At 67.5% G+C, this 26,522-nt stretch carries 20 protein-coding genes; 10 read left to right on the plus strand and 10 right to left on the minus strand.

The window, feature by feature from the left end; translation table 11 throughout:
• Positions 1–168 precede the first annotated feature (168 nt).
• The 6 genes from L540_RS09060 to L540_RS09080 all read left to right on the plus strand — a co-directional run bounded on the left by L540_RS09060 (position 169) and on the right by L540_RS09080 (position 5,408).
• Positions 169–915: an IclR family transcriptional regulator gene (locus tag L540_RS09060; RefSeq protein WP_043215037.1), complete on the plus strand. Its 747-nt coding sequence runs from the start codon at positions 169–171 to the stop codon at positions 913–915.
• The gene (locus L540_RS09065) at positions 912–1,562 is read left to right on the plus strand and encodes a bifunctional 4-hydroxy-2-oxoglutarate aldolase/2-dehydro-3-deoxy-phosphogluconate aldolase (RefSeq protein WP_043215035.1); all 651 of its coding nucleotides are present in this window, start codon (positions 912–914) and stop codon (positions 1,560–1,562) included. Before L540_RS09060 ends, L540_RS09065 begins: the two co-directional genes overlap by 4 nt.
• Positions 1,555–2,481, plus strand: a complete 927-nt coding sequence (locus tag L540_RS09070) for a sugar kinase (RefSeq protein WP_043215033.1) — start codon at positions 1,555–1,557, stop codon at positions 2,479–2,481. Before L540_RS09065 ends, L540_RS09070 begins: the two co-directional genes overlap by 8 nt.
• 138 nt (positions 2,482–2,619) lie before the next feature.
• Positions 2,620–2,748 (plus strand): hypothetical protein, encoded by a 129-nt coding sequence (locus tag L540_RS22065; RefSeq protein WP_005016451.1) that lies wholly within the window; start codon positions 2,620–2,622, stop codon positions 2,746–2,748.
• 332 nt (positions 2,749–3,080) lie between these two features.
• The gene (locus L540_RS09075) at positions 3,081–3,782 is read left to right on the plus strand and encodes an META and DUF4377 domain-containing protein (protein WP_197085644.1); all 702 of its coding nucleotides are present in this window, start codon (positions 3,081–3,083) and stop codon (positions 3,780–3,782) included.
• Between the two features lie 75 nt (positions 3,783–3,857).
• Entirely contained in the window at positions 3,858–5,408 is a 1,551-nt protein-coding gene (locus L540_RS09080; RefSeq protein ID WP_043215030.1) for a tetratricopeptide repeat protein, read from the plus strand.
• Between the two features lie 13 nt (positions 5,409–5,421).
• Here the strand turns inward: L540_RS09080 and L540_RS09085 are convergent, their stop codons facing one another.
• Positions 5,422–6,387 (minus strand): TRAP transporter substrate-binding protein, encoded by a 966-nt coding sequence (locus L540_RS09085; RefSeq protein ID WP_043215028.1) that lies wholly within the window; start codon positions 6,385–6,387, stop codon positions 5,422–5,424.
• Positions 6,388–6,468: 81 nt separating this feature from the next.
• Positions 6,469–7,545 carry a tartrate dehydrogenase gene (locus L540_RS09090; RefSeq protein WP_043215027.1) on the minus strand — a complete coding sequence of 359 codons (1,077 nt, stop codon included), beginning with the start codon at positions 7,543–7,545 and terminating at the stop codon, positions 6,469–6,471.
• Between the two features lie 88 nt (positions 7,546–7,633).
• Here L540_RS09090 and L540_RS09095 point away from each other — a divergent pair, with 88 nt between their 5' ends.
• Both L540_RS09095 and L540_RS09100 read left to right on the plus strand, forming a co-directional pair.
• Complete coding sequence (locus L540_RS09095) at positions 7,634–8,563, plus strand: LysR substrate-binding domain-containing protein (RefSeq protein ID WP_043215024.1); 930 nt, start codon at positions 7,634–7,636, stop codon at positions 8,561–8,563.
• Positions 8,564–8,634: 71 nt separating this feature from the next.
• Complete coding sequence (locus L540_RS09100; protein WP_048026220.1) at positions 8,635–10,380, plus strand: ATP-binding response regulator; 1,746 nt, start codon at positions 8,635–8,637, stop codon at positions 10,378–10,380.
• 74 nt (positions 10,381–10,454) lie between these two features.
• Here the strand turns inward: L540_RS09100 and L540_RS09105 are convergent, their stop codons facing one another.
• The 6 genes from L540_RS09105 to L540_RS09130 form a co-directional block, all read right to left on the minus strand.
• Positions 10,455–11,165: an ABC transporter ATP-binding protein gene (locus L540_RS09105; protein ID WP_043215022.1), complete on the minus strand. Its 711-nt coding sequence runs from the start codon at positions 11,163–11,165 to the stop codon at positions 10,455–10,457.
• On the minus strand, positions 11,162–11,950 hold the full coding sequence (locus L540_RS09110; RefSeq protein WP_043215020.1) for an ABC transporter ATP-binding protein: 789 nt from the start codon (positions 11,948–11,950) through the stop codon (positions 11,162–11,164). Before L540_RS09110 ends, L540_RS09105 begins: the two co-directional genes overlap by 4 nt.
• On the minus strand, positions 11,943–12,809 hold the full coding sequence (locus tag L540_RS09115) for a branched-chain amino acid ABC transporter permease (RefSeq protein WP_043215019.1): 867 nt from the start codon (positions 12,807–12,809) through the stop codon (positions 11,943–11,945). Before L540_RS09115 ends, L540_RS09110 begins: the two co-directional genes overlap by 8 nt.
• A gap of 3 nt (positions 12,810–12,812) precedes the next feature.
• Positions 12,813–13,694 carry a branched-chain amino acid ABC transporter permease gene (locus L540_RS09120; protein WP_043215017.1) on the minus strand — a complete coding sequence of 294 codons (882 nt, stop codon included), beginning with the start codon at positions 13,692–13,694 and terminating at the stop codon, positions 12,813–12,815.
• Between the two features lie 97 nt (positions 13,695–13,791).
• Positions 13,792–14,946, minus strand: a complete 1,155-nt coding sequence (locus L540_RS09125) for an ABC transporter substrate-binding protein (RefSeq protein ID WP_043215016.1) — start codon at positions 14,944–14,946, stop codon at positions 13,792–13,794.
• A gap of 294 nt (positions 14,947–15,240) precedes the next feature.
• Positions 15,241–15,939 (minus strand): response regulator transcription factor, encoded by a 699-nt coding sequence (locus L540_RS09130; RefSeq protein ID WP_043215014.1) that lies wholly within the window; start codon positions 15,937–15,939, stop codon positions 15,241–15,243.
• Positions 15,940–16,290: 351 nt separating this feature from the next.
• On the opposite strand from L540_RS09130, the gene L540_RS09135 reads away from it, so the two are divergent.
• Positions 16,291–21,456, plus strand: a complete 5,166-nt coding sequence (locus L540_RS09135; protein ID WP_053073183.1) for a YDG domain-containing protein — start codon at positions 16,291–16,293, stop codon at positions 21,454–21,456.
• 68 nt (positions 21,457–21,524) lie between these two features.
• Entirely contained in the window at positions 21,525–23,189 is a 1,665-nt protein-coding gene (locus tag L540_RS09140) for a ShlB/FhaC/HecB family hemolysin secretion/activation protein (protein WP_043215012.1), read from the plus strand.
• A gap of 79 nt (positions 23,190–23,268) precedes the next feature.
• On the opposite strand, the gene L540_RS09145 is transcribed toward L540_RS09140, so the two are convergent.
• The gene (locus L540_RS09145) at positions 23,269–25,437 is read right to left on the minus strand and encodes a heavy metal translocating P-type ATPase (protein ID WP_043215008.1); all 2,169 of its coding nucleotides are present in this window, start codon (positions 25,435–25,437) and stop codon (positions 23,269–23,271) included.
• An 8-nt stretch (positions 25,438–25,445) separates the two neighbouring features.
• Positions 25,446–26,516, minus strand: coding sequence for a c-type cytochrome (locus tag L540_RS09150; protein WP_043215006.1), 1,071 nt, complete (start codon positions 26,514–26,516; stop codon positions 25,446–25,448).
• Between the last annotated feature and the right edge of the window lie 6 nt (positions 26,517–26,522).

Consider the following 26,522-nt stretch of genomic DNA (forward strand, 5'->3'; position numbering starts at 1 on the left):
GGGTGGAGGCAAGGCCGGCAATATGGAATAATTGCCTACATTGTGAAAGGCGTGCCCATATTATGGGCATTTTGCCGGCCTGGCGCCGGCGGCAAGCTGTATAGATAAACAGTACACCAAATTTGGGACGCGGCCGCAAATTGCCTGCCGGCCGCGCGGGAGGAAGACATGCGGGCGTCCCCCGTCGCCGGGACCGCGGCCTTTGGCAAGTTCATGACCGTGCTGCAGGCCGTGGCCGATGCCGAAACGCCGCTCACGGTCGCCGCGCTGGCGCGGGCCTGCGGCTATCCGCGCGCCACCGTGCATCGTATCGTGTGCGCCCTGGCCGGGCATGGCATGCTGGCCGAGACCGAGGGCGGCTACCGCATCGGCATGCGCGTGGTGGGCCTGGCGGCCCGGGCCATGCCCGATGCGCGCGGCCTGCTGGCGGCCGATCTGCGGGCCTTGCGCGACCTCACCGGCGAAACCGTCCACGTGGCCGTGCCGGGCGGCGCCGAGATGATCTATATCGACAAGCTGGAGTCTCCCGGGCCGCTGCGCATGGCTTCCCGCGTGGGCGCGGGCGTGGCCGTGCACCGCAGTGCCGTGGGGCGCGCCTGGCTGGCCAGCCTGGAGCCCGAGGCCGCGCTGCTAGCCATGCGGGCGCTGCCGGCCTGCGCCGATCCGGCGGTCCTGGCCCGGCTGCGTGAACAGGTCGCGCAGGCGCGCGCCGATGGCTACGCCACCGACGACGAAGAAAACGAAGCCGGCATCTGCTGCTTCGGGATCGCCCTGCCCGGCGGCCAGGCCTGCGTCAGCGTCAGCGTCCTGCGTTTCCGCATGCAGGCCCGCGACACCTATATCCAACCCCTGCTGCGGCTGCGCGACAGCGCCGCGCGTCATCTTGCTCAACCCCTGGCGCAAGGACTGCCATGAACCTCCCCTATGCCCATCGTCCGGCCCGGCTCGCCGCCCTGCGCGCCGCCCGCCTGATCCCCGTGCTGCGCTACGACAATGCCGCGACGGCGGCCTATGCCGCCGAAGTGGCCGTGGGCGCGGGCTGCGCGACGCTGGAGCTGACCTGGACCATTCCCGGCGTCACCGACCTGCTGCGCGCATTGCGCGACAAGCACGGCCCGGCGCTGCTGCTGGGCGTGGGCACGGTGCTCGATGAGGACCAGGCGCGGCGGGCCCTGGAGGCCGGCGCGGACTACCTGGTCTCGCCCGGCTTCGTGCCCGGCCTGGCCGATATGGCGCACGCCGTGGACGCGCTTTGCCTGCTGGGGGCGTTCACGCCCTCGGAAGTGATCGCGGCGCGGCGCGAAGGCGCCGATGTGGTCAAGATCTTCCCGGCCGATACCGGCGGGCCGCGCCATCTCGCCGCCCTGGCCTCGGTGTTTCCCGATGTGCTGTTCTGCCCCACCGGCGGCGTGAGCGCCGGCAATATGGGCGAGTATTTCCGCGCTGGCGCGGCCATGGTGGGCATGGGCGGCAATCTGTTCGAGAAAACGGCCTTCGCGGCGCGCGACACGGGCGCGCTGACGCGCCAGGTGGCCGAGACCCTGGAGCAGGCCCGTGGCTGATTACGACATCATCGCCCTGGGCGAAGCGCTGATCGAATTCAACCAGACCGAGCCCGGCCGCGATCAGTACCTGCAGGGCTATGGCGGCGACACCTCCAATGCCGTCATCGCGGCGGCCCGCGCCGGCGCGCGCTGCGCCTATCTCAGCCGGGTGGGCGGCGACGCTTTTGGCGAGCAGCTGCTGGCGCTGTGGCGCCGCGAGGGCGTGGACGTGGCCGGCGTCGAGGTGGCGGCGGACGCGCATACCGGCGTCTATTTCGTGCAGCATGGGCCGCAAGGCCATGTGTTCAATTACCTGCGGCGCGGCTCGGCCGCCAGCCGCATGAGCGCGGCCGGCCTGGCGCGCGGCATGATAGGCCGCGCCCGTTTCCTGCATGTCTCCGGCATCAGCCTGGCGATCAGCGATTCGGCCTGCGACACGGTGTTCGCCGCCCTGGAGCACGCCCGCCAGGCCGGCGTGCAGACCAGCCTGGATTCCAATCTGCGCCTGCGGCTCTGGCCGCTGGCGCGCGCGCGGGCCATCCTGCGCGAGGCCATGGCCGGGGTGGATCTCTTCCTGCCCAGCATGGACGATATGCGCCATCTCACCGGACATGAGGATGCGGACGCCACGCTGGATTGGATACGCGCCGCCGGCGCCGCCGGCGTGGTGGTGCTCAAGCTGGGCAAGGACGGCGCGGTGCTGGATGATGGCAGCCAGCGCCTGCGCCTGCCGGGCTGTCCGGTGCGGGCGGTCGACGCCACGGGGGCGGGGGATTGCTTCGCGGGCAATCTGCTGGCGCGCCGCGTCCGGGGCGACAGCTGGCCAGATGCCGTGGCCTACGCCAACGCGGCCGCGGCCTTGTCCACCCTGGGCTATGGCGCGGTGGATCCCATGCCGCGCCCCGAAGCCGTGTTCGCCCGCCTGGCGAGTGCATAACGGGGACGGAATAGTCGGGCAGGTTTGTCCCGCCCGCCCGTTTCGGGCTAGAATTCCGAGTTACCCGAATTTTCGCCGCGCACAGGTTTGCGGGGCGGCTCGAATCCAACCAAACCGAACCACTAGCGGAGAAACATCATGGCCGAACGCAAGCGCGTGCGTCGCAACACCCTGGAACGCCGTTGCCTGGGCAAGTCCTTCAAGCGTCTGTTCGTCAACGCTCCCAAGGGCGTTTTCAAGATGCTGGAAAAGATCAAGCGCGTGTAATCCCACGCGCCGCTCCTGGCGCGGGCCGCAAGCGGCTTCGCGACGAGCAGACCCCCGAACGCTGGACGCCGATCCAAGCTTCGGGGGTTTTTTCATGGCCAAGCCCAAGCGCGCCGGCCCGGCGCAATGGTGTCAGTGTGTAAGCGCCCGAGGACGGCGGCTGCGGCTTTGTATAGATTCTGAAAGGGGCCACCGGGGACGGGCCGGGGCCGCCACCGAAAATGCGTCCTGTCATCCAGAGAGGAAGAACGATGAAAAAACTGCTCCTGGTCCCCGTGCTGGCCGCCTTGCTGGCGGCCTGCGCGCCCACAACCCGCGAAGGATCTTCGCCCATGCCCGCTGCCACTGCCTCCGCTTCCCAGCCCTTGACGGCCTATACCTGGCGCCTGGTGGGCGCCACCGATCCCCGCGGGCAAGCCGCGCTGCAAACCGGCGTCGAGCGGCCGCTGCGGCTGTCCTTCCGCGGCGATGCCCTGAACATCCAGGGCGGCTGCAACGGCCAGTCCGGCGGCTACCGGCTGGCCGGCGGCGTGCTCAGCGTGGCCAGGCTGGTCTCCACCATGAAAGCCTGCGAGCCCGCGCTGATGCGCCTGGATGCCGAGGTGGCGCGCCTGTTCAAGGGCGATATGCGCCTTGCGCAATCGGGCGATGCGGCCGCGCCGCGCCTGCAGCTGACGGCCGCGGACGGCAGCGTTCTGACCTTCGCCGGCGATCCCACGCCCGAGACGCGCTATGGCGGCCCGGGCACGACCGTCTTCCTGGAGGTGGCCGCGCAGCGCGTGCAGTGCAACCATCCCTTGATCCCCGATCATCGCTGCCTGCAGGTGCGCGAGCGCCGCTACAGCGAATCCGGCGTGGCGCTGCCGCCGCAGGAGGACTGGCATCCGCTGTACCAGTCCATCGAGGGCTATACGCATCATGACGGCGTGCGCACGGTCTTGCGCGTCAAGCGCTATGACCAGAAAAACCCGCCGGCCGATGCGCCGTCCCAGGTCTATGTGCTGGACATGGTGGTCGAGCAGCAGGTTCGCTGAGGCGGGGCGGCGGAGCGGGTGGCGATAAAATCGCCGCCAGCTCCCGGCCCTCAGCGGCCTCAACCGACCCGCAGCATGACCGACTCCACTTCAGATCTGCAGACCCGCGCCGCGCAGGCGTTTTCCTCGGGCGACTACGCCCAGGCCGCGAACCTGCTGTCCGAGGCGCTCGCGGCGGCGCCGCGGGACGGCGGCCTGCACGGCGCGCTGGGCTATGCGTTCAGCCGCCTGGGCCGCCTGGACGAAGCGGCCGACCGCTTCGACGAGGCGGCGCGGCTGCGGCCGGCCGATGCCGCGCTCTTGCGCGACGCGGGCGCGGTCAATCGCAAGGCGGGCCGCCTGGAAACCGCGCTGGCCCACTACCGCGCCGCCTACCGGCTGTCCGCCAATGACGTGGCGCTGCTGGGCCAGGTGGTCGACGTGCTGCAACAGCTGGGCCGCGCCGACCAGGCGCTGACCTTTGTCGACGGGACCCTGGCGCTGGCGCCGCAGTCCGCGGCGCTGCATTATGTGCGCGGCGTGGCGCTGGGCGCGCTGGCGCGCCGCCGCGAGGAGCGCCAGGCCTACGAGACCGCGCTCAAGCTCGATCCCCGGCTGGTCGACGCCCACACCAACCTGGGCGTGCTGGCCCGCGATGAACACCGTTTCCAGGACGCTCTGCGGCATTTCAAGCTGGCCCTGGCCATCGATCCCGACAATGCCGGCGCGCGCAACAACCGCGCGCAGACCAATCTGCTGCTGGGGCAATATGCCCATGGCTGGCGCGACTATGAATGGCGTTGGCGCGATGGCGGCCAGACCATGCCTTTCGACGGCGCGCCCTGGCTGGGCGAGCAGCCGCTGGCCGGCAAGACGCTGCTGGTGCATGCCGAGCAGGGCCTGGGCGATACCCTGCAGTTCAGCCGCTATGTGCCGGCGCTGGCCGCGATGGCGGCGCGCGTGGTGCTGCGCGTGCAGCCGCCCCTGCGCGCCTTGCTGCAGGCCAATCTGCCCGAGGTCAGCGTCATCGCCGAGGGCGAGCCGCTGCCGGCCTACGACCGCCACGTTCCGCTGTTGAGCCTGCCCTTGGCCCTGGCGCGCGCCGAACCTTGGCCGCTGGCGCGCCGCATGCAGCCCCGGCCGGAAGCGAAGGCGGCCTGGGCGGACCGGCTGGACCAGGTCTTCGACGGCCCGGCCCGCCCGCGCATCGGCCTGTGCTGGTCGGGCAGCGCCACGCATCTGGATGACCGCAACCGCTCCATTGCCTTCGCGCTGCTGGCGCCCTTGCTGCGGGCGCCCTGCGATTTCGTCTGTGTGCAGAAAGACGTGCGTCCCGCCGATCTCCAGGCCATCGACGCCTGGCGCGGCGGCGGGGCGGCTGGCCGCCTGTACCTGGCGCCGCTCGCGGATTTCGACGATACCGCCGGCTTGATGGCCAATCTCGACCGCCTCATCAGCGTCGATAGCGCGCCCGCCCACCTGGCCGGTTCCATGGAGATCCCCACCTGGCTGCTGCTGCCCGCCATGCCGGATTGGCGCTGGCAGCTGCAGCGCGCCGACACGCCCTGGTACGCCTCGGTCGAACTCCTGCGCGCGGGCCAGGGATGGCCGGCCGTGCTCGACGGCCTGCGCCAGCGTCTGGCCTAGCGTCCAGGCGTCTTTACTTCAGCAGGCAGGCCGCATCCTGCTGGCCGAGTTTGTTCTGCGCCAGCCAGGCCTGGGTCTGCGCCGCGCCGGCCTGGTTCAGGGCGGCCATGATCCCGGCCGCCGGCGCGGTGTTCAGCGTCATCTTGTTCGCGCGCATATTGGCGTAGTTCTCGCTGATGCGCTGTTCGACGCCGGCCCAGGCCTGGGCCGAGACCTGTTGGGCGGCCTGGGAGAGCGCCGCCTGCTGGGCCGGCGCGAGGCCGGCCCAGGTCTTTTCATTGATGAGGGTGTAGCTCAAGGGGATGGAGTAGCTCACCGCCGTGAAGTTGGGCAACTGGTCCCAGAGCTTGCGGCCCGCGCCGCCATCGCCCGAGGTGAGCACGGCATTGACCTCGCCGGCGGCCAGCTTCTGGGCCAGGGCCGAATAGGGCAGCTCCACGCTTTGCGCGCCCAGGCGCTCGAACACGGCCTTGCTGGTCGCGTCGTAGGTGCGGATCTTCAGGGCCTTGATGTCGGCCTCGCTTTGCAGCGGCTTGACCGACCAGATGCCCGAGGGCGGCCAGGGCGTGACATAGAGCAGGCGCGCGCCCAGCTTCTGCGCATGCGCCTCTAGCGCGCCGCGCATGCAATCGTATTGCGCCCGGGCCTGCTTGAAGTCGCGCGCGGCAAAGGGCAGGGAGGTCAGCAGAAAGAGCGAATCGCGGTTGCCGACGATGCCGCCGAACAGCGTGCCCATCTGCGTTTTGCCGCTGGTCACGGCGTCGATCTGCTCCACGCCCTTGAAGGGGTTGTCTTTCTCCTGCAGCGGGCGGATCGCCAGCTTGCCCTGCGACAGCGTCTTGACCGCGTCGGCGAACTGCAGATCGGTGGCCGCCGTGATGGAGGTGGCCGGATATTCGTTGATGAGGTCCAGCGTGGTCTGCGCCTGGACGGAGGCGCAGGCCAGGCAGAGCAAGGCGACGGCCTGAAGACGGAACATGGGTATACCCCTGGGATGATCGTCCTAGGCTTTTACTGCCGCGCCGTCATGCGCGGCAGTTGGGGAAAACGCGCAGCGCCCTCAGTGTCCGGCTTCGATGTGCGCCGCGATGGCCTGGCCGATGTCCGCCGTGCGCGCCTGGCCGCCCAGGTCGGGCGTGCGCGGGCCGTCCTTCAGACAGTGCTCGATGGCGCGCAGGATGGCGTCATGCGCCTCCTGGCTGCCGAGGAATTGCAGCATCAGCGCGCCCGACCAGATCATGGCGATGGGATTGGCGATGCCTTGTCCATAGATGTCCGGCGCGGAACCATGCACCGGCTCGAACAGCGAGGGAAAGCGGCGCTCCGGGTTGAGGTTGGCCGACGGCGCGATGCCGATGGTGCCGGCGCAGGCCGGGCCCAGGTCGGAGAGGATGTCGCCGAACAGATTGGAGGCCACCACCACATCGAAACGCTGCGGCTGCAGCACGAAGCGCGCGGCCAGGATATCGATGTGCTGCTTGTCGGTGCTGACCTCGGGATAGTGGGCGGCCATGGCGTCGGCGCGCTCGTCCCACCAGGGCATGCTGATGGCGATGCCATTGCTCTTGGTGGCCACCGTCAGGTGCTTGCGTTCGCGGCGCTGGGCCAGATCGAAGGCAAAGCGCATGACGCGGTCGGTGCCGTGGCGCGTGAAGACCGATTCCTGGATCACGATCTCGCGGTCCGTGTCGGCAAACAGGCGGCCGCCCAGATTGGTGTACTCGCCCTCGGTGTTCTCGCGCACGATGAAGAAATCGATGTCGCCGGCGCGGCGGCCCGCCAGCGGGCAGGGCACGCCCTCGAACAGGCGCACATGGCGCAGGTTGATGTATTGGTCGAATTCGCGGCGGAATTTCAGCAGCGAACCCCAGAGCGATACATGGTCGGGCACGGTCGCCGGCCAGCCCACCGCGCCGAAAAAGATCGCGTCATAGTCTTGCAGCTGCGCTTTCCAGTCCGGCGGCATCATCTCGCCGTGGCGCGCGTAGTAATCGCAATTGGCCCAGTCGAAATGGTCGATCTGCAGCGGGAGATGGAAGCGGCGGGCGGCGGCCTGCACGGCGCGCAGGCCTTCGGGCATCACTTCATTGCCGATGCCGTCGCCGGCGATGGCGGCGATCTTGAATACTTGGGTCATGGTTGGGCTGCTGCGAAAAAGCACCCATGCTAGGGCCTGCATGATCCATATACAATGCATCAATCTGTGAAATGACTATGCACGAAACATGAATAATGACGTGCTGCCGGCCGATCTGCGGGTGTTCTGCGCCGTGGCGCGGGCCTCCAGCTTTTCCGCCGCCGCCGAGGCCCTGGGCATGTCGCCCGCCTATGTCACCAAGCGCATACGCCTGCTGGAAACCAGCCTGGGCACGCCGCTGTTTCATCGCAACACGCGCCGCGTGGTGATCAGCGAGGCCGGCGAGCGGGTCTACCACTGGGCCCAGCGCATCCTGGATGATGTCGATCATCTGGTCGAAGAGGCCGGCATCACGCGGCGGGAGCCGCGCGGCCTCTTGCGGGTTTGCAGCAGTTTCGGCTATGGGCGCCGCGTGGTCGCGCCGGCGCTGTCGGCCTTCGTGGCGCGCCATCCCGCCGTGCAGGTGCGCTTGGAGGTCTTCGACCGCCTGGTCGATGTCGCGGCCGAAGGCTATGACCTGGACGTGCGCGTGGGCGATGACATCGCCCCGCACCTGATCGCGCGCAAGCTCGCCGACAATCACCGCCTGCTCTGCGCCGCGCCCGCCTATCTGGCCCGCCGCGGCACGCCGCGCAGCCTGGCCGAACTGGCCGCGCATGACTGCCTCGTCATCAAGGAGCGCGACCATCCCTTCGGCGTCTGGCGCCTGCATCGCGGGCAGCGCGAGCATACGGTCAAAGTGCGCGGGCCCTTGTCGGCCAACAACGGCGAAATGGCCGTGCAATGGGCCGTGGACGGGCGCGGCATCATCCTGCGCTCGACCTGGGACGTGCAGCCGCTGATCGACGCGGGCAAGCTCGTTCCCATCCTGCCGCAATACCGCCAGACCGCCAATGTCTGGGCCGTCTACCCGGCGCGCCTGAACGCCTCGGCCAAAGTCCGCGCCTGCGTGGAGTTTCTGGCCGGACATATCGTTGCCGGGCTGCCGGACAGCGCCCGCGGCGGGCCAGGGGCCTAGCGCAACGGCCGCATGCCGCCCGGGCCGGAAACGGCGACAATGGGCCTTCCGTCCTCGACCCGCCGCCGCCGATGCGTCCTGCCTCGCCCGACTCCGTGTTCGCCGCCTGCCTGCTGGTGCTGCGGCGCAATATGCCTTTTTCCTTGTTGGGCACCCTGCTGACCATGGGGCTGGTGGTGGCCGCCCTGGCCGATGTGGTGCCGGACGCCGAGCTGGCCGCCTGGGCGGCGGGCAATGTGCTGCTGTCGCTGCTGCGCTGGCGCGACACCCGGCGGTTTCCGCGCATGGACGAGCCGCCTTCGCCGGCGCAGCTGGAGGCGGGCCGCCGCTGGCGCCGGCGCATGCTGGCGGGCGTGTTCCTGAGCGGCCTGGCCTGGGGGCTGCCGGTGGCCTACTGGATCGCGCATGTGCCCATGCAGCACCAGATGTTCTTCATCATCGCGCTCCTGACCATGGGCACGGGCGCCATCTATGCCTATTGCATCGACCTGCCCCTGCTCTACAGTTTCATGCTGCCGTATTTCCTGCCGACCATGTTTGTGCTGACGGCGCGCCCCGACACCTTGCTGACGGTGATGGGCGTCGCCGGCATGCTCTACCTGGCCGTGTCGCTGGCGTTCGCGCATCGCATGCACCGCACCCAGCTCGATTCGCTGCGCCTGCGGTTTGACAACCTGGACCTGCTGGCGCGCCTGCAGCGCGAGAAAGAAACCGCCGAACGCAGCGATCTGGCCAAGTCGCGCTTTCTGGCGGCGGCCAGCCACGATCTGCGTCAGCCGGTGCACGCGCTGAGTCTGTTCGTCGGTGTGCTGCGCGAGCAGAACCTGCCCGAGAACAGCCGCCGCACGGTGGACAATATCTCGCAGGCGGTCCAGGCCATGGGCGGCCTGTTCGAAGGGCTTTTGAACCTGTCGCGCCTGGATGCCGGCGTGGTGCGTCCGCGCGTCGAGCCGGTCGCGCTGGGGCCGCTGTTGCAGCGGCTGCAGGGCGAGTTCGCGCCCCAGGCGGCCGCCAAGTCCTTGAGCCTGAGGCTGCGGCCGGTGTCGGCCACGGTGCTGTCCGACCCGGCGCTACTGGACCGCATCCTGCGCAATCTGATCGACAACGCCATCCGCCATACCGATGAAGGCGGGGTGCTGGTGGGATGCCGGCCTGACGGCGCCGGCTTGCGGGTGGAGGTCTGGGATACCGGACCCGGCATTCCCGTTCATGAGCAGGAGAGTGTGTTCTGGGAGTTCCATCAGCTGGGCAATCCCGAGCGTGACCGCAACAAGGGCCTGGGCCTGGGGCTGGCCATCGTGCAGCGCACGGCCCGGTTGCTGGGCCATCGCCTGCGGCTGCGCTCGCGGCCCGGCAAGGGCACGGTATTCGGCCTGGGCCTGCCGCGCACGCGGGCCGTCGTGGCCGAGACGGCGGCCCTGCCGCCGCCCGCCGATGCGCCGGCAGGCGCGCCCCTGGTGCTGGTGGTGGAGGATGATGGCTTCAGCCGCCATGGCCTGCAGCTGCTGCTGGAGGGCTGGGGCTATCGCGTGCTGGCCGCCGGCAGCGCCGATGAACTGCTGTGCCTGACCAGCGCCGAGACCGAACGGCCCGCGCTGGTCATCAGCGACTACCGCCTGCGCGAGCACGCCACGGGCATCGAGGCCATCGAGCGCGTGCACGAGGAGTACAACGACGACAGCATCGCCGCGCTGCTGGTCAGTGGCGACACCGACCCCCGCCGGCTGGCCGAAGTCGCCGCGCGCGGCTGGCCGCTGCTGCACAAGCCGGTCGATCCCGACAAACTGCGCGCGGCCATAGGGCAGTTGACCGCCTAACCCTCGGGTGTCAGGCGCCAGGCGAAAAAAATGCCCGCGGCGCAGGCATTTTTTTGCGGCGGTCTCCTTCCGGATCAAGCGCCCAGATAGGCTTCCAGCACGCGGGGATGGCCCAGCAGCTCGCGTCCGGTGCCTTCCAGGGCCATGGCGCCGTTTTCGAGCACATAGCCTTGCTGGGCGATCTTCAGCGCCTGGCGCACATTCTGCTCCACCAGGAAGAGCGTCAGGCCGTCGGCGTTGATGGCGCGCAGCGAGCGGAAGATGTCCTGCACCACGATGGGAGCCAGGCCCATGGAGGGTTCGTCCAGCAGCAGCAGCCGCGGCTTGGCCATCAGGGCGCGGCCGATGGCCAGCATCTGCTGCTCGCCGCCCGACAGATTGCCCGCCATGCCGTGGATGCGTTCTTTGAGGCGCGGGAACAGGTTGAAGACATACTCCAGGTCGCTGTCGAGGTTTTTCAGGCCCCGGCGATAGGCGCCCAGTTCCAGGTTCTCGAGCACCGTCATGGTGGTCAGGATGGCCCGGCCTTCCGGCACCTGCACGATGCCGCGCATCACCAGCTGGTGGGGCGGCAGGTTGGTGATGTCCTCGCCTTCGAAGACGATGCGGCCGGCGGCCTTGGGCAGCAGGCCCGACAGCGCCAGCAGCGTGGTGGACTTGCCGGCGCCATTGGCCCCGACCAGCGCGGTGATTTCGCCGGCGCGCAGATCCAGGCTGATCCCGCGCACCGCTTCGATATGGCCGTAGTTCACTTCGAGCCCACGGACTTCCAGCATGGCGCTCATTGCACGGCCTCCGCCTGTTGAGTGTCTTCGTCGTCTTCGCGGCCCAGGTAAGCCTCGATGACCTGTTCATTGTTGCGGATCTCGTCCGGGCCGCCGCAGGCAATGATCTTGCCGAAATTGAGCACCGCGATGCGTTCGCACAAGCCCATCACGAAGCGCATGTCGTGCTCGATCATGAGGATGGTGTAGCCGCGTTCGCGGATGGCGAGGATCTCGCGCATCAGCTCGGCGCGCTCGCCGGTGTTCATGCCGGCGACGGGCTCGTCCAGCAGCAGCAGCTTGGGCTCGGTCGCCAGCGCGCGCGCCAGCTCCAGGCGGCGCTGTTCGCCGTAGGAGAGATTGTCCGCCAGGTCATTGGCCTTGTGGTCCAGGCGCATCCAGGTCAGCAGCTCATGGGCGCGCTCGCGGGCGCGCCGTTCATGCTCGCGGAAGGCGGGCAGGCTCAGGAGCAGGCCGGGCAGGCCGTAGTGCATGTGGCGGTAGGCGCCCACCACCACGTTTTCCAGCAGCGTCATCTCCTTGAACAGGCGGATGTTCTGGAAGGTGCGGGCAATGCCCATGCGGGTGATTTTGTGCGGTGCCCGCTTCAACAGGCTTTGGCCGTTGAAGGTGATGTCGCCGCCGCTGGGCGGCAGCAGGCCGGTGATGAGGTTGAACACCGTGGTCTTGCCGGCGCCGTTGGGGCCGATCAGACCGTAGATGCTGCCCTCGGGCACCGACAGATTGACATCATGCAGGACGTGCAGGCCGCCGAAACTCTTGGAAATGGAGGAAAGCTCAAGCATGGCGCTTGCCTCCCTGGCGCATCCAGCGCTTGAAGCGCGCCGGATCCCAGATGCCTTGCGGCAGGAACAACACGATCACCACCAGGATCACTCCGTTGATGACCAGGCGGAAATCCGCGAAGCCGCGCAGCAGCTCGGGCAGGACCGTGATGATGGTGCTGCCCAGCACGGGGCCGGCCAGGCCGCCGATGCCGCCCAGGATGGCCATGGTCAGGATTTCGACGCCACGGTCAAAGCCATATTCGTTGGGGCCGATGAAGAAGGTCAGATGGGCGTTGAGCGCGCCGGCCAGGCCGGCGATCATGGCGCCCGCCACGAAGGCCAGCATCTTGTTGGCGCGCACGTCGATGCCCATCAGGCCGGCGGCGGTTTCGTCGCCGCGGATGGCGTCGAAGGCGCGGCCGATCTTGGAGCGGCGCACGCGCCACAGCACGAACAGCACGATCGCCAGCGCGAGCGCCACATGCCACCACTGGGTGACTTGCGGGATGCCGTTAAGGCCCAGGGCGCCGCCGGTGACCGACTCGGTATTGAGCACCGTCACGCGCACCACTTCGCCAAAGCCCAGGGTCGCCATGGCCAGGTAGACGCCCGACAGGCGCAGGGTGGGCAGGCCGATGATGGCCGCCACCACGGCCGGCGCCAGCATGCCGCCGGCCAGGGCCACGGGGAAGGAGGCGTCGTAGTTCATCGTCAGCAGCGCCGCCGTGTAGGCGCCGATGCCCATGAAGGCCGCGTTGGCCATGGCCAGCATGCCGCAGGCCAGGGTCAGCCAAATAGAGAGCGCCAGCAGGGCGTTGGTGCCAAGCGTGAGCACCAGGTTGCCATAGATGGCCCAGAAATTCTCGAATCCGCTCATCACTTAAGCCTTGCGTTGAACCACTTTGCCGAACAGGCCCTGCGGACGCACCAGCAGGATCAGGAACAGCAGGCCGAATGCCACCGCATCGCGCATGGTCGAGCCGATATAGGCGACCGACAGCACCTCCGCGAATCCCAGGAAGAGACCGCCCAGCATGGCGCCGCGTATGTCGCCCATGCCGCCGAGGATGATGACCGCGATGCCCTTGTGCAGCATGGGCTGGCCCATGAGCGGGAAGAGCGCGTTCGAATACAGGCCGATCAGCACGCCGGCCACGCCGCCGAGGGCGGCCGCGGCGAAGGAGGTGGTGATGAACAGCCTTTCCACATTGATGCCCAGCAGCCAGGCGGCCTTGGGCGATTCGGCGATGGCGCGCAGCGCGCGGCCGAACTGGGTGCGGCGCATGATGAACATCAGCACGGCCATCAGCGCGAAGGACAGGAAGATGATGCCCAGTTCGATGACCGTCAGGTGCAGGCCGGCGATCTCGATGACTTCTTCGGGGACCGTGCCATGCGGGAAACGCAGGTTGCTGGCGCCGAAGATGCCTTGCGCGGCGTTATTCAGGATGATGCCCACGCCGATGGTCGCGATCATCGGGATCAGGTGGGGCGCGTTGCGCTTGCGCAGCGGCTTGAGCACCAGATAGTCGATGAGCATGCCGGTCAGTCCGGCGACGACGAAGGCGACGATGAGCGCCAGCCACAAAGGCATGGCGAAGTGCTGTACCACGGTCAGGGCCGCGTAGGCGCCGACCATGAATACCGCCCCGTGCGCCAGGTTGATGACGCCGAGCACGCCGAAGACCAGTGTGAATCCCAGCGCAAAGAGGGCGTAAACGCTGCCCAATGAGAGCGCGTTGACGAATTGTTGTTCCAACATGAGGGACTTCCCAAATCAAGCGCCTTGCGGAGGATTGTGTCTTCCGCAAGGCGCTGTGCTTCCCGATAGAGAGGCGGCCTGCCGATAGCCCGGCAGTTTACTTCTCGATGACGTACTTGCCGTCCTTGGTGACGCTGATGATCGGCGCCTGGTCGGCGTCGTAGCCGGCCGGCTTGCCGGCGCGGTCATTGGCCTGGCGGAACTTGAAGGCGCCGGTGGCGCCGGTCCATTGCACCGCGGGCAGGGCCTCGCGCAGGGCGGCGCGGTCCTTGGGCAGGTCGCCGGTCAGCTTGGTGGTCTTCAGGGCCTGGGCGACGATGTACATGGCGTCATACGACTGGGCCGAGAACTGGTCCGGAGCATTGCCGAACTTGGCCTTGTAGGCGTCGATGAACTTGCTGTTCTCCGGCGTCTTGTTCTCGATCGACCAGGGGCTGCCGATCCACAGATTGTTGGAGGCGCCGCCCGGGGCCAGATCGAAGATCTTGACCGAGTTCATGCCGTTGCCGCCGATGACCGGCACGTTCAGGCCCAGCTGGCGCGCCTGCACCATGATGGGGCCGCCTTCGGCCAGCAGCGCCGACAGCACGATGGCGTCGGGATTGGTGCCCTTGATCTTGGTCAGCTGGGCCTTGAAGTCCACGTCGCCCTTGGCGAAGGTCTCGGTCGTGGTGACCGGGATCTTCTGGTCTTCCAGGGCCTTCTTGAAGTTGTCGTAGCCGCTCTTGGTGAAGACGTCGTCGTTGCCGTAGAGGACGGCGACGTTCTTCAGGCCGGTCTTGGCCTTGACCATGGAGATGGTGGCCGGCAGCACGTCGGCTTCGGTGACCGAGTTGCGGAACACATAGTTGCCGATGGAGGTGATGCCGTCAGCCGTGTTGGAGGTGCCGAAGACCACGGTCTTGGCGGCCTGGGCGATGGGGTCGGCGGCCTGGGCCGAGTTCGACAGCGTCGGGCCGAAGATCATCAGGACGTTGTCCTTGAAGATCAGTTTCTTGAAGACGTTGATGGCTTCTTCTTTCTTGCCTTGCTCATCTTCGACCACCAGCACCAGCTTGTTGCCGTTGATGCCGCCGGCGCCGTTGATTTCATCGGCGGCCAGCTGGAAGCCATTGCGGATCGACACGCCGTACTGGGCGGCGCCGCCCGACAGGGCCTCGGCCACGCCGAGTTTGATGTCCGCGGCATGGGCGGCAGGGATGAGGCCGGCGGCGACGAGCGCGACCAGCAGTTTCTGGGGCTTGAATTGCATATTGAGTACCACCCTCGTTGTCTCGAATAGCTAATAGGGATCCGGCCGGGTCGCGCCCGACCTGGAGATCGAATGCGCGACGTAGCGCGGATTTTCGATCAAGAGCACGAAGAATACCCGTTTGCTCCGGGGGAATATGGGATAACGCTACTAAAAGTTGCTGCCGGATGTCGGTTTTTCGCAAAAAACACATGAAACCTAGGGTTTACCCGCAATATTCTTGTGCGCCCATTATACGGGCGTCCAGATGGTGGACAGTCTGGCCGGCAGATCAGCTGGCCGTCAGCGTGGTCTTCAGGGCTGGATGGCGGCCGGGAGATAGAAGCAATAGCCGCTGTTGCGCAGGGTCTTGACGGGAAGTTGTTGTCCGCTGGCTTCTTGCACGCGGCGGCGCAGCCGGCGCATCTGGGTATCGAGGCGGCGCTGGTCGTAATCGAGATAGTCGGCGCCCAGCGCTTCGACGATCTGACGCCGACTGATGTTCTGCCCGGCGCTGCTCATCAGGCGACGCAGCACTTGCAGGTCCTGCTGCGACAGCGCCACGGCGGGCGCGCCGGGAACCTTCAGCCGCCGCGGGCCGCATTCCAGTATCCAGCATGCGGCCGCCGCGGCGCGCGGGCCAGGATCCAGGCGCAGCCGGCGGCCGAGCGCGCCCAGGGTGGCGGCCAGTTCGTCCAGGTCGCAGCCTTTGCTGAGGAAATGATCGGCGCCCGTGGTCAGCCCCTGGATCTTATCGGCGCGGGTCTGGCGCGCCGAGAACGCCACGATGCCCAATTGCTGGCCGTCGCGCCGCAGGCGCTCGATGAGACCCAGGCCGTTGCCGTCGGGCAGTCCCAGGTCGATGACGGCCAGATGGTGGCGCCGCGGGTCGAATGCCTGCTCAAAAGCGTCCAGCGTGGGCAGACCCAGCGGGGTGTAGCCCTGTTCTTCCAGAAATTCGCAGAGTTCCTGGCGCAGCACGGGTTCGTCTTCGAGCAGGAGGACTTCAGCCATGGTGGTTCCGTGGTCAAACGGTCGACAGGAGTCTGGCGTAACCATCTCGGTTACATCGGGAAGGGATTTTGAATAATGCGGAATATTACTGCAAGCATTTGGCGTGGTTACCAGCGCTGGCGAGCCTGGAAACCGGCGCGGCCATAAGCCTGATGGAAGGGGGCGCGGGCAGTGCGGCGCCTTGAGGGAGCCGCCAAAGAGCGATTTTGGGCGGGGATGACTATTTTTGCCGAATAATTCACATATTTTCGATTTGCTCAGGTTTGCTCAGATTTGCTCAGATTGGCGGGCGTAAGCATCGTTATATTTCAGCGGCTAAATTTACAAATTGTGACGCTGTCGGAAACCGCCATGAAGATGCCTTCCCTCAATCACCTCTATCGTCTGGTCTGGAACGACAGCCTGGGGGCCTTCATACCCGTGGCCGAGCATGCCAACAGCCGACGCAAGCGCGGCCGTCCGGGGGCCGCCGCGGTATTGGGCGCGATGCTGCTGGCGTCCTCGGCGGCGCTGGCGGCCGATCTGCCCACGGGCGGGCGGGTGGTGGCCGGGTCGGGCGCCATCGGCCAGAACGGCAGCACCATGAGTATCGACCAGTCGAGCGGCAAGCTGGCCATCGACTGGCAAAGCTTCTCGATCGGGCAGGGCAAGACGGTCAATTTCAACCAACCCGGCCGTGACGCGGTGGCGCTGAACCGGGTACTGGGATCGGACGTCTCGGTCATCCAGGGGGCCTTGAACGCCAATGGCCAGGTCTTCCTGGTCAACCCGAACGGGGTCTTGTTCACGCCGACCGCGCAGGTCAATGTGGGCGGGTTGGTCGTCAGCACACTGAACATCAGCACCTCGGACTTTTTGGCGGGCAATTACCGCTTCGAAGGCGCAAGCAGCAACGCCATCGTCAACCAGGGCAATATCACGGCCGCGCCCGGCGGCGCCATCGCGCTGATCGCCGCCAAGGTGAGCAATGCCGGCACACTGGTGGCCGACCGGGGCAATGTGCTGATCGGGGCGGGCAGCCGCGTGAAACTGGACCTCGGCGGCCCGGTCAAGCTGGAGGTCGAGGCGGGCGCGCTCGATGCGCTGATCGAGCAGGGCGGAGCCGTCCGTGCCGATGGCGGGCTGGTGTACCTGACGGCCAAGGCGGCCGGCGAACTGGCCAGCACGGTCATCAACCATACCGGCATTACGCAGGCGCGTACGCTGGCCACGGGCGAGCAGGGGCAGATCGTGCTCTTGGGCGACATGGTCAATGACCGCATCGCGGTGGGAGGCGCGCTGGACGCCAGCGCGCCGGTGGGTGGCCATGGCGGTTTTATCGAAACCTCGGCGGCCAAGGTGGCCGTCACCGGCGGAGCCAATATCAGCACCAAGGCGGCGGCGGGCAAGACCGGCAGCTGGCTGATCGATCCGACTGATTTCACGGTGAGCGCCGGCGCGCAGAGCGGCAGCGGCAGCGGCATCGGGGCCGATACGCTGATGGCCAATCTGCAGAACACCAGCGTGGAACTGCGGACCGTGGCCGCCGGCGCGGACAAGGGCGACATCAACGTCAATGCGGCGGTCAAGTGGAGTGCCGACACGATGCTGGCCTTGAGCGCGCATGGCGATATCAATATCAATGCGCCGATCACGGCCACGGGCCAGGCTGCCATGCTGGTGCTCAACCATGGCGGCTATGGGCAGAATGGGACGGCGGCGGCAGGCAGCGACTATTACGTCAATGCACCGATTACACTCAGCGGCCAGAATGCCGTGTTCGCGGTCAATGGGCTGTCCTATACCCTGCTGCATTCCGTGGCGGACATTGTCACCAAGGTGGCAGCCGGCCACGGCAACTATGCGCTGGCGCAGGACATCGACATGGGCGGTACTTCATATACCCGCTCGGTGATCAATTCGCTGTCCGGTACCTTCGCCGGCATGGGCCATACGATCAGCAACCTGACCATTGGCCAGCCGGGGGCTGGCAATAACGGTCTCTTCAGTTATGTGCTCAGATCGGGCACGGTGCGCGACCTCGCGCTGGACAACGCCCAGGTGGTGGGCGGCTACTACGCCGGCACGTTGGCGGGCGACAATGACGGCAGTCTGCGCAATGTGTCGGCCGCGGGCGGAGTGAGCGGTATCAGCCAGGTGGGCGGCCTGGTGGGCAGGAACACCGGAACCATCGTCAATTCCAACGCGCGGGTGACGGTCACCGGCCAGAACACCAGCAATTTCCTCGGCGGGCTGGTGGGCAACAACGACCGCACCGGCGTGCTGGACAATGTCTACGCCACCGGAAATGTCAGTGTCGCGTTGAGCGAAATCGGCGGCCTGGTCGGCATCAATCTGGGCACGATACGCAATGCCTATGCCCTGGGCAATGTCTCGGGCAATGGCTCCCTCAGTGTCGGCATGGGCGGTCTGGTGGGCGGGACCCGCGAAGGCAGTCTGGTGACAAATTCCTATGCCTCCGGCGTGGTGAATGGCGGCATGCCCGGCACGTTGGTGGGCGGGCTGGTCGGTTACTCCACGGATGGCGTGATCAGCAACTCCCACTGGGACAGCTTCACCACCGGGCAGAGCTCAGCCGTGGGCGGCAGCTATGTGCCGGACCCGAGCGTCACCGGCATCAATAGCAACCTGGGCTACATGCAGGCCAGCTATGCCGCTCTTGGCAACTGGCTGCCGGTCCCGAACACCAATGGTGTATGGGTGGCCAGGGACGCCCAGGGCAAGGCCCAGTGGATCATGATCGAAGGTCAGACGCGACCCATGCTGGCCAGCGAGTACAGCACAGGCATCGGCAATGATCATCAGCTGCAGTTGATGGCCTATAACCTGGGAGGCGACTATTTCCTGACGCGAGACATCGCCATGGCCTCGCAAGGCATGTGGAGTCAGGGGGGGTTCCTGCCTATTGGCAATAATGCCTGGTCGTTCACCGGCAGCCTGGATGGACAGGGTCATGTGATCCGCGACCTGCGCATCACGCGCACTGACATCGAAACGGGCTTGTTCGGCTGGGTCGCCTCCGCCGGGACGATCAAGAATGTTGGCCTGGTCAATGCCCAGGTCCAGGGCGGACTCTACACCGGCACCCTGGTGGGCTATAACTCGGGCATCCTCAGCGGCTCCTTCGCCATGGGCAGCCAGGTCAACGGCTTTGACTTCGTGGGTGGCCTGGTTGGCCAGAATGCGGGTCTGGTCGAGAACGTGTATTTCGATGGGAGCGTGTCCCGCGCGCTCCTTCCCATCGGACACCTGGGCGGGGTCGTGGGCTGGAACAGCGGCACGCTGCGATATGCCTATGGCAACGCGAGCTTTAGTCAGACCACGCCAGGCATCGTGGCCGGAGGCGTCACAGGGCAGAACATGGGGCTGCTTGAACATTCCCTCTGGAACAGCGATCTGACGACGACGACTCCTGTCGTTTCCCTAGCCGGCGCGACCGGCAAGAGCACGATCGAACTCAGGCATCTCATGACCTTCGTGGCCGAGGGCTGGAGTATCGACAATGCAGGCGGCAGCGACACGATCTGGCGCCTGTATGACGGCCAGAGCGGCCCGCTGCTGCGCGCCTTTCTCAAGCCGGTTACGATCAGCCTGGCCGGCAAGACCTATGATGGCCTGGCTGTGAGCGGTTCTTCGTACATCGCGTCGAACCCCAACGCCGTGCTTGGCGGTACGTTGAGCTACCAGACCAGTTCCAGTAATGCCGGCACCTATACGGTCAACAATGGCACGCTGGCGGTCCATGGCGGCTTGTACTCGAACCAGCTGGGCTACGACATCATCTACGGCGATGATCTGACGCTGACCATAGCCAAGAAGGCCGCGAACGTCTACTACACCGCCGGCAATAAAATCTACGACGGAAACGCCAATGCGGCGGTCTCCATGTGGAACCTGTCCGGCATTCTCGCCGGAGACCAGGTCAGCGCCAGTTTCACTGGCGCCATGTTCGTGGACAAGAACGTCGGCATGAGCAAGACGGTCAATATCACCGGCATCTCGCTCAATGGCACCAGTGCGCAGAACTATTATCTGGCGAGCGATAGCGCCACCGCTTACGCCAACATCTCCGCCCGGCCCGTCGACGGCACCATCACGGCCGGCGGCAAGACCTACGACGGCACCACGTCCGCCACGACCAGCGGCACGCTGAACGGGGCGCTCGGCACTGACCAGGTGGTGTTCAACACCTCGGGCTACTTTTCCGACAGACATGCCGGCACGGGCAAGACGGTCTATCTCTCGGGCAGCCTGAGCGGCCTGGACGCGCAGAACTACTTCCTGACCAGCTATAACGTAACCACGCAGGCCGACATTCACAAACTGGCCATCAGCGGCGCCATCACGGCGGCCGGCAAGACCTATGACGGCGGCACCTCGGCGGGCGTCAGCGGCGTGCTCGCTGGCGCCATCGCGGGCGACGATATCGCGCTGTTGGCCTCGGGCAGCTTCGCCGACAAGAACGCGGGCACGGGCAAGCAGGTCAATGTCAGCGGTGTGCTCACCGGCGCCGACGCCGGCAACTACACGCTGGGCACGGTCAATAGCCTGGCCTATGCCGACATCGCGAAACGGGCCATCAGCGGCGCCATCACGGCGGCCAGCAAGACCTATGACGGCGGCACCTCGGCAATCACCAGCGGCGCGCTCACCGGCGCCATCGGGAGCGACAATGTCGCGCTGTCGGCCTCGGGCAGCTTCGCCGACAAGAACGCGGGCACGGGCAAGCAGGTCAATGTCAGCGGTGTGCTCACCGGCGCCGACGCCGGCAACTACGTCCTGGCCAACGTCAATACACAGACCGCGGCCGACATCGCCAGGCTGTCGATCGCCGGCGCGCTCACCGCGGCCGGCAAGACCTATGACGGCAGCACCTCGGCCATGACCAGCGGCGCGCTGGCTGGCGTGCTGGCGGGCGATGACGTCGCTCTTCTGACGCAGGGCCAGTTTGCCGATCGCAATGCCGGCCGCGGCAAGACCGTTAATGTGAGCGGCTGGCTCGCCGGCGCCGACGCTGGCAACTATGCCCTGGCCGCCAATACCGTGGCGCTGGCCGATATCGCGCCGCGCGCCATCACGGTGACGGCAGACAGGTTGGGCAAGCGCTCGGGCGCGGCTGATCCGACGCTGACCTGGAGGGTTACCGAAGGCGGGTTGGTGGAAGGCGATACGCTGCAGGGCGCGCTGTCTCGCGCCGCGGGCGAGGCCCTCGGCCACTATCGCATCAGCGCGGCGGCGCTAGCCAACAGCAACTATCTGATCTCCGCGGTCGATGGCCTGTTGAGCATCAGCGGCGTGCAGGCGGATCCGCGCCGTGACAACGCCATTACGGCCATCCATGGCGCGCGGTCGGCGATACCGGGTCTGGCGCCGGCGCAGGAGGATGCGCCGGCGCCGCCTCAACCGCCTTCGGCCTTGTTCGTCCATGCGGCGCGGCCCGTGCCGGTGCCGGCGGGCCGCATCCTGGTCATCCATGGCGGGGTGCGCCAGCCTGACGATGCCATGGGCGGCATCTGATCCCTATTCCTCCTTCCGGCCGTGCTCATGGACTGTCTTGAGCACGGTCTTCCTGACCGTAAAACACCATGAAGCTTGTTTCGCCGCATTTCCGTCCGCGTCCCTTGCTGCTGGCGCTGGTCGCGCTGGCGCCCCTGACCGCAACGGCCCAGCAACTGCCCAATGCCGGGCGCATCTTGCAAGAACAGCAACAAGCCGAGCCGCCGGTGCCGGCCCCCACATCCGATCTCAAGCTGGGCAGCCCCATCCCGGATATCGCCGCGCCTGGCGGCGCCAAGGCCGTGGTCCAGGGCATCGAGCTTACGGGCAACCAGGTCTTCACGCAGGCGCAGTTGCTGGCGCAACTCGGCGCCTACCAGGGACAGGAATACGATCTGGCGGGGCTGCAGGGGCTGGCCAACACATTGACGCGCTATTACCACGATGCGGGTTATCCGTTCGCCCGGGTCTATCTGCCGACGCAGTCCCTGGACAAGGGCGTGGTAAGCATGCGGGTGCTGGAGGGGCACTACGGACAGGTCAAGGCCGAGGGCGACGAGAGATTGGCCGCGCGGGCCCAAGGCTATCTGTCGGCGCTCAAGACGGGCGAAGCCATCGAGAGCGGCCCTCTTGAGCGGGCGGCGCTGCTGCTGGCCGACCTGCCGGGCGTGACGGCTGCACCCATCATGCGCCCGGGCCAGACGCTGGGCACCGGCGACCTGGCGGTGGATGTGCAGCGCGGCGACCGGGTGGCTGGCTCGGTTGGCCTGGACAATCAGGGCAACCGCTACACGGGCCAGTTCCGCGCCAATGCCAGCCTGGCGATCAACAGTCCCTTCATGCTCGGCGATCAGATTGCGCTGCGCGCGCAGCAGACCAGCGAGAACATGACATTCGGCGACCTCGGCTACAGCCTGCCACTGGGGACGTCGGGCCTGCGCGGGCGGGTGGGCTATGGCTACACGAGCTATGAGCTCGGCAAGGAATTCAGTGATCTGGATGCGCAGGGCACGGCCAAGGTCGCCAGCGCCGGCTTGAGCTACCCGCTGCTGCGCTCGCAGTCGCGCAATCTGACGGTGGGGGCGGACTTTCTGCACAAAAAACTGCGCGACGAGTACCGCGCGGCGCAGCTAACGCTGGACAAGTTCACCAACAGCGTGCCGGTCTCGGCGCAGTTCGATGTGCGCGACAGCCTGGGTGGCGGCGGCCTGACTTATGGATCGCTGACGTGGACGCCGGGTACCCTCAAGCTCAACGGCGCCCAGGCCGAGGCTGATGCGCTGACCGCGAAGTCCGATGGCCGCTACAACAAGCTGAACCTGGATATCGCGCGATTGCAGTCGTTGACGCCCAAGTGGACCTTGTATGGGCGCTTTAGCGGCCAGTGGACCGACGACAATCTCGATTCGTCGGAAGACTTCGGCCTGGGCGGCCCGGCCGGCGTGCGGGCTTATCCGGTGGGCGAGGGCTACGGCGACCGGGGCTGGCTGGCGCAGGTGGAAGTGCGCTTTGCCGCCGGTCCGGTCTCGCCCTTTGTGTTCTATGACGCGGGCCGGGTGCAGATCAACGCGCATCCCTGGATGGCGGGCGAGAACTTCCGCCGGATCGCGGGCACCGGCCTGGGCGCGCGGTTCAACCTGCGCGGCTGGCGCGCCGAAGCGACCGTGGCCTGGCGTACCGAGGGCGGGGCGCCGCAATCGGACAGCAAGGACCGCAAGCCGATGTTCTGGCTGACGGCCCAGTACGCCTTCTGATGGTCGTGTCGGTCATGGCGGTGTCTGCACCGGAGGGCGGTGTGTCGCCGGGCCAGGCGCCGGCATGGGCGCTGGCGGCCTAGGCGTTTTCCGCGCGCCCCGGCAGGCCGATGCGCGCGGTGTTGGCGAAGACCGTCAGGCTGCTCGCCAGCATGGCGAGCGCCGCCGCGAAGGGCGTGGCGCCCGTGCCGAAGAACACCGCCACCACCGCCACGTTGTAGGCCATGGAAAACAGCAGGTTCTGGCGCGCGATGGCCAGCATGCGGCGCGCGATGGCCTGCGCCTGCAGCAGCCGCGAAATCCCGCCGCGCGTGATGACCACGCCGGCGGCGGCGACCGCCACGCTGCTGGCGCCCGGAATCGCCACGCCGCAGGCGGCGCTGGCCAGCACCAGGCCGTCGTTGGCGCCGTCGCCGACGAACACCGCCGAGGCCCCGCGTATGCAGGCGGCTTTGTCCTCGGGCGACAAGGCGCTGCGCACCAGGTCGAAATCCGTCTCCAGCGCCGCCAGCAGCTGGGCGGTGGCCGCGGCGCTGTCGCCGGTCAGCAGCCAGCGCTGGCGGCCTTGCGCGGCCAGCGCGGCCAGCGTGGCCCGCGCCTCGGGCCGCGGCCTGTCCTGGAAGCGCAGGCTGCCTATCCAGACACCGTTGCGAACGACGTGCATGCTGCCGGCCGTGTCCGGCGGCAGCGAGGCGGCGCCGGCCAGCCAGTCATGGGCGCCGGCCTGTATCAGCGCGCCGTCGGCGGCCTGCATGGAAACGCCGCGCGCATGCGCGCGATGCGCGGTGGCGCCGGCCGTGCCCGGCAGCTGCCGTTCTTGCGCGGCGCGCCGCAGCGCGCTGGCGATGGGATGGCTGACCACGGATTCCGCTTCCAGGGCCAGGCCCAGCACCTGGGCCTCGCTCCAGCCGGCGGCGGTCCGGATGCCGGTGAGCGCCAGCTCGCCCAGGGTCAGCGTGCCGGTCTTGTCAAAGGCATAGACCCGGGCCCGCGCCAGCGCCTCCACGCTGGCCGGATCGCGGAACAGGATGTCGCTTGCGGCCGCCTTGCGGCAGGCCAGGGTATAGGCCAGCGGCGTGGCCAGCCCGACCGCGCAAGGGCAGGCCGCCACCAGGATGCCCAGGGCCTTGATCAGCGCCAGGTCCATGGCCTGGCCGGCCCAGAGATAGCGGCCGAAGGCGGCCAGGGCCACCAGCAGCACGGCCGGCAGCAATAGGCGCACAAAGCGTTCGGCGGTTTCGGATAGCGAGCTGCGCGCGCCGAAAAGCTCCAGCATGCGCAGGCCCAGGAAATCGATGCGTCGCTGGCCGGCGGCGGCCGTCACGCGCAGGGTCAGCGCGCCCTGCAGATTGACCGACCCCGCCAGCACGGTCTGGCCCTCGCCCACGGGGGCGGGCAGGGACTCGCCGCTCAGCAGCGAGCGGTCCAGCGCGGATTCGCCCTGCAGGACGATGCCGTCGACCGGCACGCGCTCATTGGCGCGCACCAGGACCGTATCGCCGGCAGCGATATCGTCCAGCCGGCGCGGCGTGGGCTGGCCGGCTTCGAGCCGGGTGGCGGTTTCGGGCGCCAGTTGCTTGAGCGCATCGACGGCGAGCCGGCTTTCCTGCCGGGCATGGACTTCGATCAGCCGGCCGGCCAGCAGGAAGGCGATGAGCATGGTGGCCGCGTCGATATAGATGCGCGTCTGCCCATGGGCCAGCTCCCAGAGCGAGACCAGCAGCGAGCCGGCCACGCCCAGCGTGATGAGGGTATCCATGCCGGCCAGGCCGGCGCGCAGCGTGCGCCAGGCGGCGCGATAGAAGTCCAGGCCGGCATAGCCCACCACTGGCAGCCCGGCCAGGAGTGTCGCCCAGGCGATGGCCAGCGCGGCGCCGGGATCCAGGCGGCCCTCGTCCAGGTACAGCACCCAGGAGCCCAGCATGCTCCACATGCCGAAGACCACGGCCACGACCAGTTGCAGCCGGATGCGGCGCGCCTGGCGCGGCAGCGCCCGCGCATCGGCGGCCTGCAGGGGCGCCAGGCCATAGCCCAGCTTGCGGGCGCGCTCGAAGACCTGTTCGAAATCCACCGTCTCGGGTGTCCAGGTCAGCAGGGCCGAGCCGGAGGTGAAGTTCACCGATGCCGATGTGATGCCCGGCAGCCGGGCCAGGGCGCGCTGCAAGGCCATGGCGCAGCTCGCGCACCACAGCCCCTCGACCGCGAAGACCATGCGTCCGGCGCGGCGCGCCGGCTCCATGTCCATCATGTCCGGCTCTAGCGCGACGCCACGACGCCGGTGCCCAGCAGATGGTCCTTGAGCATCTTGCCGTAATAGCTTTCTTCGCCGGCGTGGAAGTCGCGCGCCGCCGCTTCGACCGTGCCGGTCTGGCGCGGATCCTTGGGCCGCTCATGGCTGTTGATGAAAGCCGCGACGTCCCAGGCCTGCTGGTCGGACAGGGAATAGGGCTTGCCCATGGGCATATTGGCCTTGATGAAGCCGGCGGCGGTGTCGATGCGCGCCATGCCGGCGCCCCAGTTATACGACTCCGGGCCCCACAGCGGAGGGAATTTCATCTGGCCCTGCGCATCGCGCGTGCCCTGGCCTTGCTCGCCATGGCAGAGCGCGCAGTTCTGCTGATAGACCGTCATCCCGCGTCCCAGGTCGTAGCCCTCCTTGGGTTTGGCGACCTTGGGGTAGAGGCCGCCGCGCAGTTTTTCGCCGGCCGGCGCGCCGTCGGCCATCCAGGCCATATAGGTGATGAGGTCGCGATAGACATCGCTGCCGGCCTCGGGCGCATGGCCCGAAGGCGAGTGCTGGGCGTTCATCGAGTACATGAAACAGCCCTGGATGCGGTCTTCCAGCGTGCTGATGCTGCCCGTCTTGGCGCGGTAGGCGGGATAGGTGCCGTAAGCGGCCCACATGGGCGCGGCATTCTCGCGGCGGCCGGCGTCCAGGTGGCAGTTGACGCAGGCCATGGCATTGCCGACGTGGTCTTTCACATAGGCGCCGGTCTGCGTGAAGATATCGCGTCCGCGCTTGACGGCTTCGCCATGCGGGCCTTTGGGCAGCGCGTCCTCGCCCGGCGGCAGGTAGTAGCCGTCGCCGCCGACCGGCATGCGCGGCGGCGTGGCCGACGCGCTCTTGGCATAGGCCTTGCGGTCGGCCTCCATCTGGGTGCGCGAGTAGGGCGGCGGGCTGTCGGCCTGGCCGACCTGGCCGCCCAACAGGCGGTAGCCATCGGTGATGAGGCCGCTTTCATGCACGCCATAGCCGGCGGCGAACAGGAGCAGGCCCAGGAGGGCGGCGCGGGCCAGGCGGCGGCCGGGCCGGGAGGAAGTCTTCATGGCGGT

The organism is Bordetella pseudohinzii (assembly GCF_000657795.2).
Lineage (GTDB): Bacteria > Pseudomonadota > Gammaproteobacteria > Burkholderiales > Burkholderiaceae_B > Bordetella > Bordetella pseudohinzii.